Origin of the sequence: Pseudomonas sp. (assembly GCF_041601375.1) — a bacterium.
Classification (GTDB): domain Bacteria; phylum Pseudomonadota; class Gammaproteobacteria; order Pseudomonadales; family Pseudomonadaceae; genus Aquipseudomonas.
In genome coordinates this window covers 24,822-42,367 of sequence record NZ_JBFIIG010000014.1, presented here as the reverse complement: position 1 = coordinate 42,367, position 17,546 = coordinate 24,822, and the positions used below count along the sequence as shown (strand labels likewise).

Genomic DNA, 17,546 nt, shown 5'->3' with positions numbered 1-17,546 from the left:
CCTCCAGGCGGCTTCCGCCTCAGCGCCAGGCCCGCTGCAATTTGGCCAGGGCGCTGGCGATCTGCTCCTCGTCGACCCCGGCAAAACCCAGCACCAGGCCGGCACGCGCTGGCTGCGCCGGGTCGGCCAGGCAGTAACCGCTCAGGGCACTGAGCTCCACGCCGACGGCTGCGGCCTGCTCGATCAGCTCCCGTTCGCGCGCCACGCTGGCCAGCGGCAAACACACATGCAGCCCGGCCTGCACCTGCGGCAACGCACCGACCGCCTGCGCCGGCCAGCCCTCGAGCAAGGCATCGCGGCGCAATCGGGCGGCGCGGCGCATACGGCGGATATGCCGCTGAAAATGCCCGCGGGCGATGAACTCGGCGAGCACCGCCTGGGTGCCGATCTCCGAATGACGCATGCTCAGGGTGCGCAACTGCGCCAGGGGCTCGACCAGCGCCGGCGGCACCACCAGATAACCCAGGCGCAGCGCCGGGAAGATCACCTTGGAGAAGGTGCCGACATAGAGCACCCGGCCCTGGCGATCCAGAGAGGCGAGCGGCGCCAGGGGCGTGCCGCTGTAACGGTACTCGCCGTCGTAGTCGTCCTCGACGATCCAGGCCTGTTCGCGCTCGGCCCACTCCAGCAGTTCCAGGCGCCGTGCCAGCGACAAGGTGACGCCGCTCGGGTACTGGTGCGACGGCGTGACATAGGCCAGCCGGCAATCGCTCAGGCCCGCCAGTTGGCTGGTGTCCAGGCCGTCCTGATCCACCGCGATGCCGTGCAGGCGCGCCCCGGCGACGGCGAAGGTCTGGGCGGCGGAGCGGTAACAGGGATTCTCCAGCACCACCCCGTCGCCGGCCTGCAACAGCAACTGGGCGCAGAGGCTGATGGCCTGCTGCGCGCCGCTGGTGATCAGCACCTGCTCGGGCGTGCAGCGCAGGCCGCGACCGTTGCGCAGGTAGGCGGCGATCATTTCCCGCAGACGCGGATCGCCGGCCGCGTCGCCATAGCCCAGGCACTCCAGCGCCGGTGCACGCCAGAACTGCGCCTGCAAACGCGACCAGACCTCGAACGGGAACAGATCGAGGGCCGGCAAGCCGAGGCGAAACGCCCGCGGCGGCCCCTCGTGCGACGCGCTTGGCCCATGGGCCTGCAAGCGCGCCCGCAGCGGCTGGGGAATCTGCACCTGCGCCGTCGGCGGCATGGCGGCCGGCATGCCGCCGCCCAGTTCGGCGACATAAGTGCCGTCGCCGATGCGCCCGTCGATATAACCCTCCGCATACAGCTGGTCGTAGGCGCGCACCACGGTATTGCGCGACACCCCCAGCGCCTCGGCCAGTTCGCGGCTGGCCGGTAAACGCATGCGGCTGGCCATGCGGCCGTCGAGAATGCGTTCGCACAGGGCCTGATACAGCTGGCGGGCCAGGCCCTGACGCGGGTCGAGCCGGAAGCCGGCGGGGTCGAGCGGCAAGGGCGGCTTGCTGGACATGGGCGGCGACCTGGGAGAGAGAGACCCAGCATAGATTGGACCTATCAAAATCGCCATAAATGGCTCTTACAAAGGACCAATATCCCACCTAGCATGCTGCCATTGCCGAGGAGAAATGCCATGTACTCACCCGCCGCCTTCCGCATCGACGACCTCGCCGACCTGCACGCACAGATCGAGCGCACGCCCCTGGCGATCCTGGTGACCCAGGGCGAACAAGGCCTGCAGGCCAGCCATCTGCCACTGCTGCTGGAGCGTGATGCCGGCCCGCATGGCCGCCTGCTCGGCCATTTCGCCCGGGCCAACCCGCAATGGCGCGACCTGGCCGCCGGCGCCGAGGGGCTGGTGATCTTTCCCGGCGCTTCGGCCTACGTCAGCCCCGGCTACTACCCGAGCAAGGCCCGCGACCACAAGGCGGTGCCGACCTGGAACTACGTCTCCGTGCATGCCTGGGGCCGCGCCGAGGTGTTCGACGAGCCGGCACGCCTGCGCGAACTGGTCGGCCGCCTCAGCGCGCACCACGAAAGCGGCCAGGCGCAGCCCTGGTCGCTGGCCGAGGCACCAGCCGACTACCTGGACGCCATGCTGCGCGCCATCGTCGGTTTCGAGCTGCCGATCGAACGCGTCGCCGGCAAACGCAAGCTGAGCCAGAACCAGCCGGCGGACAACCGCGCCGGCGTACGCGATGCCCTGGCGGCAAGCCCGGCGCCGCACGAACAGGAAATGGCGCGACTGATGGATAGCCTGCGCTGAAGTCCTGGGGCCATTGAAGGCCTCTTCGCCAGCAAGCTGGCTCCTGCAGCTCATTCACAGAAGGAAGACGGCCATGCCCGAGATCGAGATCCGCCCCGTTAGCGCCGCCGACCATGCCGCCTGGCTGCCCCTGTGGCAGGGCTATCTGCACTTCTATGCAAGCGAGCTGCCGGCCGAAACCAGCGCCAGCACCTGGCAACGCTTTCTCGATCCGGCCGAGCCGACCCATGCCGCGATGGCCTGGCGCGACGGCCTGGCGCGACGGCCGCGCCATCGGTCTGGTGCAATGGATATTTCATCGTTCCAACTGGTCGGTCGCCCACAGCTGTTATCTGCAGGACCTGTTCGTCAGCCCCGAGGCGCGCGGCGGCGGCGTCGGCCGCAAACTGATCCAACACGTCTATGTCCAGGCCCACAGCGCCGGCAGTGCACGGGTGCACTGGCTGACCCAGGAAAGCAACCACACTGCCATGCAGCTCTACGATCGCATCGCCGAACGCTCCGGCTTCGTGCAGTACCGTCACGCCCTGTAGCCCAAGGACGACAACAATGACCAGCCAAGCCCTGCCCAACTGGCAACCCGCCAACCGACCGCCACAGCGTCCGCTCGACGGCCGTTACGTGCGCCTGGAACCGCTCGACCCCGCGCGCCATGGCGACGACCTGTGGCTGTGCCTGCAAGGCGCGGACGCCGACCCGGCGCTGTGGGACTACCTGCCCTACGGCCCGCTCCAACGCCGCAGCGACTTCGATGCCTGGCTCGCCGCCAATGCCGGTAGCGGCGACCCACTGTTTTTCAGCGTCATCGAGCGCGCCAGCGGCCAGGCTCAGGGCTTGCTCAGCTACCTGAACATAGTCCCGGCCCACGGCAGCATCGAGATCGGCCACATCGCCTTCGGCCGCGCCATGCAGCGCACGCCGCGGGCCAGCGAAGCGGTATTCCTGCTCGCCGAGCAGGCCTTCGCCCTCGGCAACCGCCGCCTGGAATGGAAGTGCAATGATCTGAACGCCCGCTCCAAACGCGCCGCCGAGCGCTTCGGCTTCAGCTTCGAAGGCCTGTTCCGCCAGCATCTGGTGATCAAGGGCCACAACCGCGATACCGCCTGGTACTCCCTGCTCGACCATGAATGGCCGAGGCAACGGCAAGCGTTCGAACGCTGGTTGGCAGCCGAGAACTTCGATGAGCAGGGACGCCAGCGCAGCAGCCTGGGCGAGCTGTGCAACCGCTGACTGCCCGCCTAGCCCGAATAAGCCCCAGCGCCATCCGGCACTGCGGCCTAACCGTCCCCCGCTACTTCCACTCCGGCACCTGCGCCCCAATCCAGCGGCTATAGGCCCTGCCAGACAAACCGATGAACGCAGAGCCCCACGCATAGCTCGATCTACCGCGTAAGCACGTCGCTGCGGCGATCCTTCAGGGGCAGAGTGATGAAATAGGTGCCACCCGCCAGGCGGACGCACCGGTAGCTGACCATGCCAACCTCCTTGTTGGTTACGTCTCCTGCGCCGGAATGCGATCCATCAAAACTTCTCCGGCCTGAGCACTTCCACTTGGGCCAGGTAGCAGACCATCGCGTAGTTGGCGTAGTAGCGCGTTTGCAGGTGCTCGGCGAGGCGCTCGGCGATGTCCCGGGCGCAGATGATTTCCACCCGGATATTGCCGTCGGTGTCCCAGCCGGCGCTGCGCACCCCGTGCGCTCCGCGGCCGCGGGCGTCGGAGATGGTCCAGCCGGGCGCGCCGAGCGCCTCCAGCTCGACCAGCAGTTTTTTCTCCAGCGCGGCTTCGCAAATCACGGTGAGCAGGGTGCGGGTGTGGGCGTTCATTTCAGAGTCCCCAGGCGATCAGTTGTTCGGCGAGCATCAGGTAGAGCGGGATGCCGAGCAGGATATTGAAGGGGAAGCTGATCCCCAACGAGGCGGTCAGCGACAGCGACGGGTTGGCCTCGGGCAAGGCCAGGCGCATGGCGGCCGGCACGGCGATATAGGAGGCGCTGGCCGCCAGGGTCGCGAGCACGGCGGTGCCGCCCAGCGACAGGCCCATCAGACGCGCCAGCAAGGCGCCGATGAGGGCGCCGAGCAAAGGCATCAACAGGGCAAAGCCAAGCAGGCGCAAGCCGAACTGCTTGAGCGCGCCAAGCTGGCCGGAGGCGATCAGGCCCATCTCCAGCAGGAAGAACGCCAGCACCGGCTTGAACATGCTGGTGTACAGCGGCTCCAGCGGCTTGATCGCCTCCTTGCCGGCCACTGCGCCGATGATCAGGCCGCCGAGCAGCAGCATGATGCTCTTGCCGAGGAAGATCTCCCGGCCCAGCTCGCGCCAGTCGGTGTCGCGGGCCAGGCCCTTGGCCAGGAGGATGCCGACCAGGATCGCCGGAATCTCCAGGATCGCCACGAACAGCGGCATGTAGCTCTCGAACTCGATGCCGCGGGCCAGCATGAACGCCACCACCACGGCGAAGGTGCCGGCGCTGACCGAGCCATAATGCGCCGCCACCGCCGCCGCATTGACCCGGTCGAAGCCCAGGCCGCGCAGCACGGCGAAGGCCAGCACGGGCAACATGATGCCCAGGCCCAGCACCAGCACTGCCTGGCCGAGCAACTGCAGGCTGGCCTGTTCCGCCAGCTCCACCCCGCCGTGCAGGCCGATCGCCAGAAGCAGGACGATCGACAGGGTTTCATAGAGCGCCGGCGGTAGCTTCAGTTCGCTTTTCAGCAAGCCGGCGCATAGGCCGAAGAGAAAAAACAGTACCACCGGGTCAAGCCCCATTATTGCCTCCGTCAGATAAACCCATATGGTCCATGCATCCAGTGAAAGAGCTGCTGCATTCGGCACTAACCGAGACTGCACTTGAAAAGGTTTTGTCCCCGTTATGTGTTGATGACAAACCCTAGGGTGGACCGACAACAGCTAACGAGCACAGCGTTAAAAAAAGGGAGCCTTGCGGCCCCCCAAGAGGTAAACAGTCGCGGAGCCTTGAACCCATCCTTCGAAGGCGTTCGTTGACCCGCGGTCACTCGATCTCGACCAGCACTTCGCCCGGGTTGACCCGGTCGCCCTTGGCCACGTGCACCACCTTTACCGTGCCGGCAATCGGCGCCTGCACCTCGGTCTCCATCTTCATCGCCTCGCTGATCAGCACCGCCTGGCCGGCTTTCACCTGGTCGCCTTCCTTGACCAGCACCTCGACGATATTGCCCGGCATGCTGGTGCTGACGTCGCCAGGGGCGCTGGCCTCTTTGCGCTTGCCGCCGGCCCCGGCGACGAAGTCGTTGAGCGGCTCGAACACCACCTCTTCCGGCATGCCGTCGATGGACAGGTAGAAGTGGCGCTTGCCCTCGGTCTTGACGCCGACGCCGGTGATATCGACCCGGTAGCTTTCGCCGTGTACGTCGATGACGAACTCGGTAGGCACGCCTTCGCCAGTCGCCCCCGCCACGCCGCCGGCCTCGGGGATCGGCAACAAGGGTTCCGGGGTCAGGCTGCCGGCTTCGCGCGCTTCGAGGAACTTGCGCCCGATGTCGGGGAACATGGCGTAGGTCAGCACGTCCTCCTCGGACTTGGCCAGGGCGCCGATTTCGCCGCGCAGCTTGCTCATCTCCGGCGCGATCAGGTCGGCCGGACGCACGTCGATCACTTCTTCGTTGCCGATCGCCTGACGGCGCAGCTTCTCGTCGATCATGCCCGGCGCCAGGCCGTAACGGCCCTGCAGATAGAGCTTCACCTCGTTGGTGATGGTCTTGTAGCGCTCGCCGGCGAGCACGTTGAACACCGCCTGGGTGCCGACGATCTGCGAGGTCGGGGTGACCAGCGGCGGGAAGCCGAGGTCTTCGCGCACCCGCGGGATTTCCGCGAACACCTCGTTGATGCGGTCCAGGGCGCCCTGCTCCTTGAGCTGGTTGGCCAGGTTGGACATCATCCCGCCCGGCACCTGGTTGACCTGCACGCGGGTATCCACCGCGGTGAACTCGCTTTCGAACTGGTGGTACTTCTTGCGCACGGCGTAGAAGTACAGGCCGATCTCCTGCAACAGCTCCAGGTCCAGGCCGGTGTCGAACTCGCTGCCCTTGAGCGCGGCGACCATCGACTCGGTGCCCGGGTGGCTGGTGCCCCAGGCCATGCTGGAAATGGCCGTGTCGATATGGTCGGCGCCGGCTTCGATCGCCTTGAGCTGGCACATCGCGCCCAGGCCCGCGGTGTCGTGGCTGTGGACGAATACCGGCAGATCGACTTCTTCCTTCAGCGCCTTGACCAGGTCGAAGGCGGCATAGGGGGTGAGCAGGCCGGCCATGTCCTTGATCGCCACCGAGTCGATGCCCATGGCCTGCATGGCCTTGGCCTGTTTGACGAAGGCCTCGACCGTGTGCACCGGGCTGACGGTGTAGGCCAGAGTGCCCTGGGCGTGCTTGCCGGCGGCCTTGGTCGCCTCGATGGCCACGCGCAGGTTACGCACGTCGTTCATCGCGTCGAAGATGCGGAACACGTCGATGCCGTTGACCGCGGCCTTGGCCACGAAGGCCCTGACCACGTCGTCGCTGTAGTGCCGGTAGCCGAGCAGGTTCTGCCCGCGCAGGAGCATCTGCAGACGGGTGTTGGGCAGCGCCGCCTTGAGCTGGCGCAGGCGCTCCCAGGGGTCTTCCTTGAGGAAGCGGATGCAGGCGTCGAAGGTGGCGCCGCCCCAGACTTCCAGCGACCAGTAGCCGACCTGGTCGAGCTTGTCGCAGATCGGCAGCATGTCCTCGGTGCGCATGCGCGTGGCGAGCAGCGATTGGTGAGCGTCGCGCAGGATGGTGTCGGTGACGGTAATCTTTTTGGACATTGCTCGAATCCTCACAGGCCGGCGTGGGCGGCGATAGCGGTGGCGATAGCCAGCGCCAGGTGCGATGGGTTGCGTTTGATCGAATACTGGGTCAGTTCCGGGTGGCTTTCGACGAAGCTGGTGTTGAACTGGCCGCTGCGAAACTCGGGGTTGCGCAGAATTTCCTGGTAATAGGCCGCGGTGGTCTTCACCCCCTGCACGCGCATGTCGTCCAGGGCGCGCAGGCCGCGGTCCATCGCCTCTTCCCAGGTCAGCGCCCAGACCACCAGTTTCAGGCACATGGAGTCGTAATAGGGCGGAATGGTGTAGCCGGTGTAGATCGCCGTGTCGGTGCGCACGCCGGGGCCGCCGGGGGCGTAATAGCGGGTGATCTTGCCGAAGCTGGGCAGGAAGTTGTTCTTCGGGTCCTCGGCGTTGATGCGGAACTGCAGGGCGAAGCCGCGATGGATGATGTCCTCCTGCTTGACCGACAGCGGCAGGCCGGAAGCGATGCGGATCTGCTCGCGGACGATGTCCAGGCCGGTGATTTCCTCGGTGATGGTGTGTTCCACCTGGACCCGGGTGTTCATCTCCATGAAGTACACCTCGCCCTCGGCCAGGAGGAACTCCACGGTACCGGCGTTCTCGTAACCCACCGCCTTGGCCGCGCGCACCGACAGGTCGCCGATGTAGGCGCGCTGCTCGGGGGTCAGTTGCGGACTGGGGGCGATCTCGATGAGCTTCTGGTTGCGCCGCTGGATCGAGCAGTCGCGCTCGAACAGGTGCACCACGTTGCCAAAGCTGTCGCCGAGAATCTGCGCCTCGATGTGCTTGGGATTGACGATGCACTTTTCCAGGAAGACTTCCGCCGAGCCGAAGGCCTTGGTCGCTTCGGAGATCACCCGCGGAAACGCCTGTTCCAGTTCTTCGCGCGAGTTGCAGCGGCGAATGCCGCGACCACCGCCACCGCTGGTGGCCTTGAGCATCACCGGGTAGCCGATGCGCTCGCCTTCGGCCAGGGCCTCGGTGATGTCGGCGACGTTACCCTCGGTGCCCGGGGTGACCGGCACGCCGGCCTTGATCATGCTGCGCCGCGCTTCGGTCTTGTCGCCCATGCGGCGGATCACCTCGGCGGACGGACCGATGAACTTGATCCCGCGTTCGGCGCAGATCTCCGCCAGCTCGGCGTTCTCCGAGAGAAAGCCATAGCCCGGGTGCAGGGCATCGCAGCCGGTTTCCACGGCCAGATTGACCAGCTTGCGCGGGTTCAGGTAACCGGCCAGGGGATCGGCGCCGACCCCGTGGGCCTCGTCGGCACGCTTGACGTGCAGGGCCATGCGGTCGGCATCGGAATAGATGGCCACCGAGCGGATGCCCATCTCGGCGCAAGCGCGCACGATACGGACGGCGATCTCGCCGCGGTTGGCAATCAGGATTTTCTTGATCACGCGTGCTTCCTCGACCCAATGGACAGACAGATGGTCGCTAGTCGCGACCACCCGCTTACCCTACGCCCGCGCGCTGAATAACCGAAATCAGTAATAATTTGCTTAGTTATAAGTCATGGCTTATACCTGCAGCTGAAAGGCCTGCTGTCCGGTTGCGGATAGCCGTCAGCACCTCCGAACAACCACCCAACCACCGCCGGACGAGATAGCCCATGCGCAAATCCTTGATGCGCATCACCCTGCGCCAACTTCAGGTGTTCCGTGCGGTGTGCCAGCAGCGCTCCTACAGCCGCGCCGCCGAAGACATGGCCCTGACCCAGCCGGCGGTCAGCCTGCAGGTCCGCCAGCTGGAGGAGCTGCTCGGCCAGCCACTGTTCGATTACGTCGGCAAGAAGCTCTACCTGACCGACGCCGCCGAAGCCCTGCAGCGGGCCAGCGCGGATATTTTCGGCCGCCTGGAAAGCCTCGACATGCAGCTGGGCGACCTGCGGGGCAGCCTGCAGGGACAGCTGAGCCTGGCCGTCGAGTCCAGTGCCAAGCACTTCACGCCCCACCTGTTCGCCGCTTTTCGCCGCCACTACCCGGAAGTCAGCTTGCAGCTGGTGGTCACCAACCACGCCCAGGCACTCAAGCGCCTGAGCGCCAATCGCGATGACTTGCTGATCATGTCGCAGGTGCCGACCGACCTGAACCTGGAGTTCCTGCCGTTCCTCAATAACCCGATCATCGCCGTGGCGCCACCGACGCACCCCCTGTGCAGCCAGGGGCCACTGAGCCTGCAGGACCTCACCGCCTGGCCACTGCTGGTGCGTGAGCGCGGCTCGGGCACCCGTCAGGCGGGCGAGGAATATTGCCACCAGAAACGCGCGCACTTCGCCCAGACCCTGGAGCTCGGCTCGACCGAGAGCCAGCTCGAAGGGGTGCTCGCCGGCCTCGGCCTGGCCCTGCTGCCGCGCCACGCGGTGCGCCGCGAACTGGCCTGCGGCGCACTGCATGAACTGCCGGTGACCGAGCTGCCCTTGCTGCGCAGCTGGTGCCTGGTGCACCCACGGGACAAATACCTGTCGCCGGTGGCCCAGGCGTTTTTCGCCTTCGTGCGCGACCAGCGCAGTCAGATCAACGCCCTGGCCGAGCGCTTCGCCGAACCCGTCAGCCAGTAGGCGTGGCACAGGCCGCCGAACTGATCGAGCAGCACATCATCGGCGTCTACCGCACCCTCTACGAACAGCTGCCCAACCGGCTGACGCCGAGCCGAGCGGGAAGCGCACGACAAGCGGACGACCTTGCCTTTGGCGCGGGAGGCGGAGTGGCTGGCAACGACCCAAAGGCGGTCGTTGGTAGGCGGCCGCTTTCGGCCAAGAAGCGGACGTTTAGAGTAGAGAAAATAAATCTGAGAATCATCTAGCCGGCCTCCCACCTTCCAGGTTTGCCGGCACCACCAGCGCCTTGGCCTGCAATCCATGGCCCGCCAGCAGCGCGCAGGCCACGGGTGGGCGCAGCAGACGCTCGCCGCGTGGGCCGGGGAACCCATAAGGTTCGGCGATCAGGCCCAGGTCACAGCGCTGTCCCACCACCTGATCGACCACTTCCCGGGACGCGATCCCCTTGCGCCCAAAACCCCCTCATATACCCCGCTCACAAAGCATTCATTTCAGCAATATCACGCACCACCTGATCTGCAGAGTGGTCGAACATCGCCTGCTCCTGCGCATCCAGAGACAACTCGATCACCCGCACAAGCCCCTCCTCTGCCAGCACACAGGGCACACCCATGGCAATGCCTGTTCGCCCGTACTCACCCTCGAGAATCGCGACCGCCGGCAAAATGCGGTTTCGCCCATTGGCGATAGCATCCACCATCTGTGCAATTGCCACGCCCGGCGCATCGCAGGCGCTCCCCAGCTTCTTCAAACCCAGAATCTCGCCGCCACCCTGACGTGTGCGCTGCACAATCCGCTCTATCTGCTGACTGGACAGGAAGTGGGACAGCGGCACCGAACCGACCGCACAGTAGCGCATCAGCGGCACCATGCTATCGCCATGCCCTCCCAGCACCAGCGCCGTGATATCCCGAGCAGATAACCCAGTCTCCTCGGCAATGAAACACTTCATGCGCGCTGTATCCAGCACCCCAGCCTGCCCGAACACCCTCTCGCGCCCCCGACCACTGAGACTCCAAGCCCGATAGGTCAGCACGTCGACCGGGTTCGACACCACCAACACCGTCGCCGCCGGAGCATGACGATTGATATCCAGCATGATGCTATCGAGAATTGGCAGATTGATACTCAATACATCCTGGCGCGACTGACCAGGCTTGCGCGGCACACCCGCCGTAATCACCACCAGGTCAGAATCCTCCAGCATTTCGGCATTGGACCCGCCGTAAACCCGGGTATCAGAACCTGACTCAACGGCTGCCTGCCAGACGTCCAGCGCCTTGCCCTGTGCCAATTCACCCTGCACATCAATCAACATCAACTCACGACAGAACTCTTCCCGGGCGATGATCTGAGCCGCCGCCTCACCCACCATGCCGGCACCCACAATTGATAGCTTTTTCACCTCACACCTCCCCGCGGCGCGCGCCACCAGCAACACGTCCGCGTATACAGGAAAGTATTACCCGTTAATGCAGAAAGGCCACCCGAAGGTGGCCGAAGCCGTCGCTAATGGGCAGTCCTGGCCCCGGGACGTCCCCCCTGCCGACGCTTGCTGGGCCAGTCGGAGTTCGAAAATGGCCTGGCGCAAAGCCGGTCGAAAAGGGGACAAATCTATTTCTCCTACTCTAATGCCCCCTTCTGGCCGATCCTGTCGAAACGTCGGTCTTGCCCGGGGCCGCCTTTCCAGAGCTCAAAAAAACGCACGATTTGGACGTTGCCGTGCGAAAGCCAAGGCAGTTCCGTCTCCAGTACGGTTCAGATTCCAACGTAGGCAACGCTCTTTTGTGAGCAGCCCAATGTCAGTCGAATCATCATCCGCTCCCTCTCCCGATCGGCCTATTACAGTGGCGTCTGCGGGCAGTGGCGGCTTGATTCCTTTCGGCATGGGCAATGACGAATACGGCACAGCCCTGTCCGCGGCGGCATGGTCGGCTGCGGGCCTACGCCCACCGGCCGGACAGGCCCGACCGTCGGCGCAGCCAGTTCAGCGTCCTGACCGAGCGCCTTGCCGCCCCAGCGCCTGACTGGCCGCCAGATAGTTAGCGGCGATCAGCTCCGGGTAATCGACCAGTTGCTGCTGCAACTGGCGGTGTTCGGCGTAGCTTTCGATGGCGCGGCGGTATTCCATTCGCCGCTGATCGAGCAGCTTGCGCCGATTCTTTGCATCGTTGTTGACGTGCGACTGCGCTTCATCCGAGTAACGAGGCATCTCAGGTCTCCCAGGCTGAATAACGGGAGTTACAGGATCGGCCCGGGATGTGACGCTTTGACGGCGAAGGGATGAATAGACGCTGACAGCCTGGACTGATCGCCCCTGGCTTCGCGGGTACGCCGCGCCGTCGCGCAGGAACAATCACTAAGGCGTGCGGCCTGTAGCCCGCCTAACCTCATGGAGCAGGCCCAGGCGCAATTCGGGACAGGCGACTGGAGATGTCGCCCGCTAGTCCTCGTGCAGCTTCACCGATTTGGGCGACAGGCGCAGGCTGCGCAGGCTGCGCTTGACGCTCTTCAGGTGGTTGACCAGGGTCGGCCCGCGGGCCATGGCCACGCCCATGGCCAGTACGTCGATCACCACCAGGTGGGCGATGCGCGAGGTCAGCGGGGTGTAGATCTCGGTGTCCTCCTGCACGTCGATGGCCAGGTTGACCGTGGCCAACTCGGCCAACGGGGTCTGGCTCGGGCACAGGGTGATCAGGGTCGCGCCGCTCTCGCGCACCAGGTTGGCGGTAATCAGCAGGTCCTTGGAACGCCCGGACTGGGAGATGCAGATGGCCACATCGGTGGGCTTGAGGGTCACTGCCGACATCGCCTGCATGTGCGGGTCGGAATAGGCGGCGGCGGTCAGCAGCAGGCGGAAGAACTTGTGCTGGGCATCGGCGGCCACCGCACCGGAGGCGCCGAAGCCGTAGAACTCCACACGCTGGGCCTGGGCGCAGGCGGCGATGGCGCGCTGCAAGGCCTGCGGATCGAGTTTCTCGCGCACCTCGATCAGGGTGTGCAGGGTGGTGTCGAAGATCTTCAGGCTGAAGTCGGCAACCGAGTCGTCTTCATGGATGGCGAACTGGCCGAAACTGGCGCCGGCGGCCAGACTCTGCGCCAGCTTCAGCTTGAGGTCCTGGAAGCCGCTGCAGCCGATGGCGCGACAGAAGCGCACGATGGTCGGCTCGCTGATGCCGACGCTGTGCGCCAGGTCGGCCATGGAGCTGTGCATCACTGCGGCCGGGTCGAGCAGCACGTGGTCGGCCACCTTGAGTTCCGACTTGCGTAACAGATGACGCGACTGGGCGATGTGCTGCAACAAATTCACGGGCATGGGCTCAGGCTGAAAGATGACGAATAGGTCATGCCCCCAACCAAGGACGACTCGGTTATGATCGGGGCATGCCGGGTTGTAGTGATCGTGTAGTTATACTACATGGGCGCCGCCCTCGCACGGCTAAACCGAGTCGGAGTTCCCGCTTTGAGCATTCCCTGCGACATGCTGGTCTTTGGCGGTACGGGCGATCTGGTCCTGCACAAGCTGCTGCCAGCGCTCTACCACCTGCACCGTCTCGGTCGACTGCACGCCGATATGCGCATCCTCGCCCTGGCGCGCAGCCAGCACAGCCGCGCCGCCTACCAGGCCCTCGCCGAACGCCGCTGTCGCGCCCAGGTGGCGCAAACCGATTTCGACAACGCGACCTGGCAGAGTTTCGCCGAGCGCCTCGACTACTTCGCCATGGATGCCAGCCAGAGCGCCGATTTCGGCCGCCTGGCCAAGCACCTGGGCAGCGTCGGCGAGCGCGTGCGGGTCTACTACCTGGCCACCGCGCCCGACCTGTTCGAAGACATCCCCTTGCACCTGCAGGTCGCCGGCCTGGCCGACCCCCATGCGCGCATCGTGCTGGAAAAACCGATCGGCCACTCGCTGCAGTCGGCGCGGGCGATCAACGCGGCGTTCGGTGCGGTGTTCGACGAGTCGCGGGTGTTCCGCATCGACCATTACCTGGGCAAGGAAACCGTGCAGAACCTGATGGCGCTACGCTTCGCCAACGCCCTGTTCGAGCCGGTATGGCGCGCCGCGCACATCGACCACGTGCAGATCAGCGTGTGCGAGACCCTCGGCGTGGAGAACCGCGGCGCCTACTACGACAACGCCGGGGCCATGCGCGACATGCTCCAGAACCACCTGCTGCAACTGCTCTGCCTGGTGGCCATGGAGCCGCCGGTGCGCTTCGATGCCGAAGCGGTGCGCAACGAGAAGGTCAAGGTACTCGAGGCGCTGAAACCCATCGCCGGCCTCGACGTACGCGACAAGACCGTGCGCGGCCAGTACAGCGCCGGCAAGATCGGCGGGCAGGAGGTGCCGGCCTACTACTTCGAAAAGAATGTCGACAACGACAGCGACACCGAGACCTTCGTCGCCGTGCAGGCGGAGATCGAGAACTGGCGCTGGGCCGGCGTGCCCTTCTACCTGCGCACCGGCAAGCGCCTGGCGAAAAAAACCTCCGAGATCCTGATCCAGTTCAAGCCGGTGCCGCACCAGCTGTTCGGTGACGGCGAGGCCAATCGTCTGCTGATCCGCCTGCAGCCGGAAGAGTGCATCAGCCTGCAACTGATGGCCAAGCACCCGGGCAAGGGCATGCGCCTGGAACCGGTGGAACTGGACCTCAACCTGGCGCATGCGTTTCGTCAGAAGCGCCGCTGGGAAGCCTACGAGCGCCTGCTGCTGGATGTGATCGAAGGCGATTCGACCCTGTTCATGCGCCGCGATGAAGTCGAAGCGGCCTGGAACTGGATCGATCCGATCATCGATGGCTGGCGGCAGCACCACCAGAGCCCGCGCCCTTACCCGGCCGGCAGCAGCGGGCCGGAACAGGCCAACTTGCTGCTGGAGCGGGCGGGACACGAATGGATGGAGTGACGCGCCGGCGACGACCTGGCAGTACGTCGCACGGAGGGCTGTGGCTTACTTCAATGAACGCAGGAAGCTGATCAGGTAATCCTGTTCGGCCGGATCGCTAATGGAGACGTGACGCATGCGCGTGCCCGGCACCAACGCCTCGTTGTCGGCAATCCACTTGCGCAGATTGTCTTCGGTCCAGGTGATCCCCGAGGCCTGCATGGCTTTCGAGTAGGCAAACCTGGGCACGGAAGCCGCCGGGCGATCCACCACACCGAACAGGCTGGGGCCGAAGGCGTTCTCGCTGGTATCCAGTGAGTGGCACGCCGTGCAGTGGTGGGTAAACAGCTGACGCCCGGCGGCCTCCATGGCCTTCTCATCGGCCTGAACGGACGGCACAACCGTCAATGCACTGCTTAACGCTAAAGACGCTAGCAAGATCGCTTTCATAAATGTTCCCTCAAAATGGCTCGGCAAAGACAGTATATTTTGTAAGGTTAAGCGCCGGCTCTTGTACAAAAGCAGCATTTTGCCCGTACCAAAGTACATTTCTCGGGACCGCCTGGCACGAGCACGCGGCGGGCAACTCCGCCGACCCGGCGATATGTGCGGGATAGAGGGCCTAGCGGCACTTCGAGCGCCGGTTCGATATAGCCGAGGTCGGCTTGGTGAATAGCGTTTATATACCCAATAGTCACTAGACTTGATCCGGCCGCCAATGCGGCGTGCAACCAAGCTCTGCGTCACTACATATATGGCCTTCATTATCCAAGTATTCTCTGCGCGACCCAGAAAGTTCAGGCACGCCATATTCACCCGTATATCGCCACGAATATGCGTCGCATATCGGCCACGATCCAAGCCACTTCCGCAGGCAATCTAGGAAACCCTGAGTTACGCGCAAACCCCCGTATTCAGCGGCATGCAGAGGATCACGCGGACGCCCTTGCGCTGCCTTGTTCGGCGCCATCAAGCAACTACTGCGCCAGTCGCTGGACAGGCTGGGCAAATCGCACAATCACCCGCCGATTATCGCGCCTAGTTATCTGCCCCCGCAGCGCGGGCAATTCGCTAGTTGCTCGACCCTGAATTAACCCTGCTCGAGAAGATTCTTCACCGGCTCGTCATCTTGACCATCGGCATTGCGGGTTGAGAAAACTTCCGATGTATGTTTACCCTAATAGGGATTTGCACAACTTCAAGGATTCTGGTTTGAGTGTTGCCCCCGTCACGCTCCGTCGCCCAACCGACGGCGACGGATATCCGCTTCATCAATTGGTAGCCCGCTGCCAACCCCTGGACACCAACTCGGTGTATTGCAATCTGCTGCAGTGCGCCGACTTCGCCGATACCGCCATAGCCGCCGAGAACGCTGACGGCCAGCTGGTGGGATTTATCTCCGGCTACCGTCCTCCCTCGCGCCCAGACACGCTATTCGTCTGGCAGGTCGCGGTGGATGCCTCGCTACGCGGCCAGGGTTTGGCCCTGCGCATGCTGCTGGCGCTGACCCAACGGGTCGCTACCCAGGGCGTACGCTTTCTCGAAACCACCATCTCGCCGGACAACGGCGCCTCCCAGGCGCTGTTCAAGCGGGCCTTTGCCCGCCTGGGGGTCGACTACGAGACCCGCACCCTGTTCTCCCGCGCCGCGCATTTCGCCGGCCAGCATGAGGACGAGGTGCTCTATCGCGCCGGCCCGTTCAACGCATCCGTCTTGGAAGAAACCCTCAAGGAGACCGCATGAAACTCTTCGAACAGAATGAATCGTCCGTCAGGAGCTATTGCCGCTCATTTCCCGTGGTGTTCGACCAAGCGCGCGGCGCGGAACTGATCACCCGCGACGGCAAGCACTACATCGACTTCCTCGGTGGCGCCGGCACGCTCAACTACGGGCATAACCACCCGGTGCTCAAGCAGGCGCTGCTCGACTACATCGGCAACGACGGCATCACCCACGGCCTGGACATGTATTCCGATGCCAAGGAGCGTTTCCTCGAGACCTTCAGCCGGCTGATCCTCAAGCCGCGCGGCATGCACGATTACGTCATGCAGTTCACCGGGCCGACCGGCACCAACGCGGTGGAAGCCGCGCTGAAACTGGCACGTAAGGTCACCGGGCGCAGCAACGTCATCAGTTTCACCAACGGCTTCCACGGCTGCAGCATCGGCGCCCTGGCCGCCACCGGCAACCAGCACCATCGCGGCGCCGCCGGCGTGCCGCTGACCGACGTCAGCCGCATGCCCTACGCCAACTATTTCGGCGACAAGGTCAACACCATCGGCATGATGGACAAGCTGCTCGGCGACCCGAGCAGCGGCATCGACAAGCCGGCCGCGGTCATCGTCGAAGTGGTGCAGGGCGAGGGCGGGCTGAATGCCGCCTCCGCCGAATGGGTGCGCAAGCTCGAGAAGCTCTGCCGCAAACACGGCATGCTGCTGATCGTCGACGACATCCAGGCCGGTTGCGGGCGCACCGGCAGCTTCTTCAGCTTCGAGGCAATGGGCATCAAGCCGGACATGATCACCCTGTCCAAGTCGCTCAGCGGCTACGGCCTGCCGTTCGCCATGGTGCTGCTGCGCAAGGAGCTGGACCAGTGGAAGCCGGGCGAGCACAACGGCACCTTCCGCGGTAACAACCATGCCTTCGTCACCGCGACCGCCGCCATCGAGCACTTCTGGCGCGACGACCAGTTCGCCAAGAGCGTGCAGGCCAAGGGCAAGCGCATCGCCGACGGGATGAACAAGATCGTCCGCCGCTACGGCCCGGATTCGTTGTTCATCAAGGGCCGCGGCATGATGATCGGCATCAGTTGCCCGGATGGCGACAGCGCCGCCGCCATCTGCCGCCATGCCTTCGAGCACGGCCTGGTGATCGAGACCAGCGGCGCCCACAGCGAAGTGGTCAAGTGCCTGTGCCCGCTGATTATCAGCGAAGCGCAGATCGACAAGGCCATGACCATTCTCGACGCGGCCTTCGCCGCCGTGATGTCCGAGCAAACCGCCAACCAGGCCTCCCAGGCCTCTTGAGGAA

The 17,546-nt window shown here is 64.7% G+C and carries 15 protein-coding genes and 1 pseudogene; 7 read left to right on the top strand and 9 right to left on the bottom strand.

The features are described from left to right. Window positions 1-19: 19 nt before the first annotated feature. Complete coding sequence (locus ABZE94_RS03955; protein WP_372874225.1) at window positions 20-1,474, bottom strand: PLP-dependent aminotransferase family protein; 1,455 nt, start codon at window positions 1,472-1,474, stop codon at window positions 20-22. 120 nt (window positions 1,475-1,594) lie between these two features. On the opposite strand from ABZE94_RS03955, the gene ABZE94_RS03950 reads away from it, so the two are divergent. From ABZE94_RS03950 to ABZE94_RS03940, 3 genes and pseudogenes are all read left to right on the top strand, one after another. After that, window positions 1,595-2,227 (top strand): FMN-binding negative transcriptional regulator, encoded by a 633-nt coding sequence (locus ABZE94_RS03950; protein WP_372874224.1) that lies wholly within the window; start codon window positions 1,595-1,597, stop codon window positions 2,225-2,227. A gap of 73 nt (window positions 2,228-2,300) precedes the next feature. After that, window positions 2,301-2,760, top strand: a pseudogene (locus ABZE94_RS03945) (N-acetyltransferase family protein). A gap of 16 nt (window positions 2,761-2,776) precedes the next feature. Then, window positions 2,777-3,457, top strand: coding sequence for a GNAT family N-acetyltransferase (locus tag ABZE94_RS03940; RefSeq protein ID WP_372874223.1), 681 nt, complete (start codon window positions 2,777-2,779; stop codon window positions 3,455-3,457). Between the two features lie 291 nt (window positions 3,458-3,748). On the opposite strand, the gene ABZE94_RS03935 is transcribed toward ABZE94_RS03940, so the two are convergent. From ABZE94_RS03935 to ABZE94_RS03920, 4 genes are all read right to left on the bottom strand, one after another. Then, window positions 3,749-4,051 (bottom strand): P-II family nitrogen regulator, encoded by a 303-nt coding sequence (locus tag ABZE94_RS03935; protein WP_372874221.1) that lies wholly within the window; start codon window positions 4,049-4,051, stop codon window positions 3,749-3,751. 1 nt (window position 4,052) lies between these two features. Further along, window positions 4,053-4,994, bottom strand: a complete 942-nt coding sequence (locus tag ABZE94_RS03930) for a sodium-dependent bicarbonate transport family permease (protein ID WP_372874220.1) — start codon at window positions 4,992-4,994, stop codon at window positions 4,053-4,055. Between the two features lie 244 nt (window positions 4,995-5,238). Next, complete coding sequence (gene oadA / locus ABZE94_RS03925) at window positions 5,239-7,044, bottom strand: sodium-extruding oxaloacetate decarboxylase subunit alpha (protein WP_372874219.1); 1,806 nt, start codon at window positions 7,042-7,044, stop codon at window positions 5,239-5,241. 11 nt (window positions 7,045-7,055) lie between these two features. After that, entirely contained in the window at window positions 7,056-8,471 is a 1,416-nt protein-coding gene (locus tag ABZE94_RS03920; RefSeq protein WP_372874218.1) for an acetyl-CoA carboxylase biotin carboxylase subunit, read from the bottom strand. Window positions 8,472-8,683: 212 nt separating this feature from the next. On the opposite strand from ABZE94_RS03920, the gene ABZE94_RS03915 reads away from it, so the two are divergent. Next, complete coding sequence (locus ABZE94_RS03915) at window positions 8,684-9,631, top strand: LysR family transcriptional regulator (protein WP_372874217.1); 948 nt, start codon at window positions 8,684-8,686, stop codon at window positions 9,629-9,631. Window positions 9,632-10,106: 475 nt separating this feature from the next. Here ABZE94_RS03915 and ABZE94_RS03910 read toward each other — a convergent pair whose 3' ends face one another. The 3 genes from ABZE94_RS03910 to hexR form a co-directional block, all read right to left on the bottom strand. Further along, the gene (locus tag ABZE94_RS03910; RefSeq protein ID WP_372874216.1) at window positions 10,107-11,036 is read right to left on the bottom strand and encodes a malate dehydrogenase; all 930 of its coding nucleotides are present in this window, start codon (window positions 11,034-11,036) and stop codon (window positions 10,107-10,109) included. Between the two features lie 582 nt (window positions 11,037-11,618). Beyond that, on the bottom strand, window positions 11,619-11,843 hold the full coding sequence (locus ABZE94_RS03905) for a PA3496 family putative envelope integrity protein (protein ID WP_372874215.1): 225 nt from the start codon (window positions 11,841-11,843) through the stop codon (window positions 11,619-11,621). Window positions 11,844-12,074: 231 nt separating this feature from the next. Next, on the bottom strand, window positions 12,075-12,941 hold the full coding sequence (gene hexR, locus ABZE94_RS03900; protein WP_372874214.1) for a transcriptional regulator HexR: 867 nt from the start codon (window positions 12,939-12,941) through the stop codon (window positions 12,075-12,077). Window positions 12,942-13,049: 108 nt separating this feature from the next. On the opposite strand from hexR, the gene zwf reads away from it, so the two are divergent. After that, window positions 13,050-14,537: a glucose-6-phosphate dehydrogenase gene (gene zwf / locus ABZE94_RS03895; protein ID WP_372874213.1), complete on the top strand. Its 1,488-nt coding sequence runs from the start codon at window positions 13,050-13,052 to the stop codon at window positions 14,535-14,537. A gap of 45 nt (window positions 14,538-14,582) precedes the next feature. Here zwf and ABZE94_RS03890 read toward each other — a convergent pair whose 3' ends face one another. After that, window positions 14,583-14,915, bottom strand: a complete 333-nt coding sequence (locus tag ABZE94_RS03890; protein ID WP_372874212.1) for a cytochrome c family protein — start codon at window positions 14,913-14,915, stop codon at window positions 14,583-14,585. A gap of 765 nt (window positions 14,916-15,680) precedes the next feature. Between ABZE94_RS03890 and ectA the strand changes: the two genes are divergently transcribed. Both ectA and ectB read left to right on the top strand, forming a co-directional pair. Continuing rightward, the gene (gene ectA, locus ABZE94_RS03885; RefSeq protein ID WP_372874211.1) at window positions 15,681-16,259 is read left to right on the top strand and encodes a diaminobutyrate acetyltransferase; all 579 of its coding nucleotides are present in this window, start codon (window positions 15,681-15,683) and stop codon (window positions 16,257-16,259) included. Then, complete coding sequence (gene ectB, locus ABZE94_RS03880) at window positions 16,256-17,542, top strand: diaminobutyrate--2-oxoglutarate transaminase (protein ID WP_372874210.1); 1,287 nt, start codon at window positions 16,256-16,258, stop codon at window positions 17,540-17,542. Before ectA ends, ectB begins: the two co-directional genes overlap by 4 nt. The last annotated feature ends 4 nt before the right edge of the window (window positions 17,543-17,546 follow it).

What these genes read in the sequence shown, in the direction of transcription:
- ABZE94_RS03950 (WP_372874224.1), top strand. Translation starts at nt 1,595, where the DNA reads ATGTACTCACCCGCCGCCTTCCGCATCGACGACCTCGCCGACCTGCAC.
- ABZE94_RS03940 (WP_372874223.1), top strand. Translation starts at nt 2,777, where the DNA reads ATGACCAGCCAAGCCCTGCCCAACTGGCAACCCGCCAACCGACCGCCA.
- ectA (WP_372874211.1), top strand. Translation starts at nt 15,681, where the DNA reads ATGTATGTTTACCCTAATAGGGATTTGCACAACTTCAAGGATTCTGGT.
- ABZE94_RS03915 (WP_372874217.1), top strand. Translation starts at nt 8,684, where the DNA reads ATGCGCAAATCCTTGATGCGCATCACCCTGCGCCAACTTCAGGTGTTC.
- ABZE94_RS03935 (WP_372874221.1), bottom strand. Translation starts at nt 4,051, where the DNA reads ATGAACGCCCACACCCGCACCCTGCTCACCGTGATTTGCGAAGCCGCG.
- ectB (WP_372874210.1), top strand. Translation starts at nt 16,256, where the DNA reads ATGAAACTCTTCGAACAGAATGAATCGTCCGTCAGGAGCTATTGCCGC.
- zwf (WP_372874213.1), top strand. Translation starts at nt 13,050, where the DNA reads ATGGGCGCCGCCCTCGCACGGCTAAACCGAGTCGGAGTTCCCGCTTTG.
- ABZE94_RS03930 (WP_372874220.1), bottom strand. Translation starts at nt 4,994, where the DNA reads ATGGGGCTTGACCCGGTGGTACTGTTTTTTCTCTTCGGCCTATGCGCC.
- ABZE94_RS03955 (WP_372874225.1), bottom strand. Translation starts at nt 1,474, where the DNA reads ATGTCCAGCAAGCCGCCCTTGCCGCTCGACCCCGCCGGCTTCCGGCTC.
- oadA (WP_372874219.1), bottom strand. Translation starts at nt 7,044, where the DNA reads ATGTCCAAAAAGATTACCGTCACCGACACCATCCTGCGCGACGCTCAC.
- ABZE94_RS03905 (WP_372874215.1), bottom strand. Translation starts at nt 11,843, where the DNA reads ATGCCTCGTTACTCGGATGAAGCGCAGTCGCACGTCAACAACGATGCA.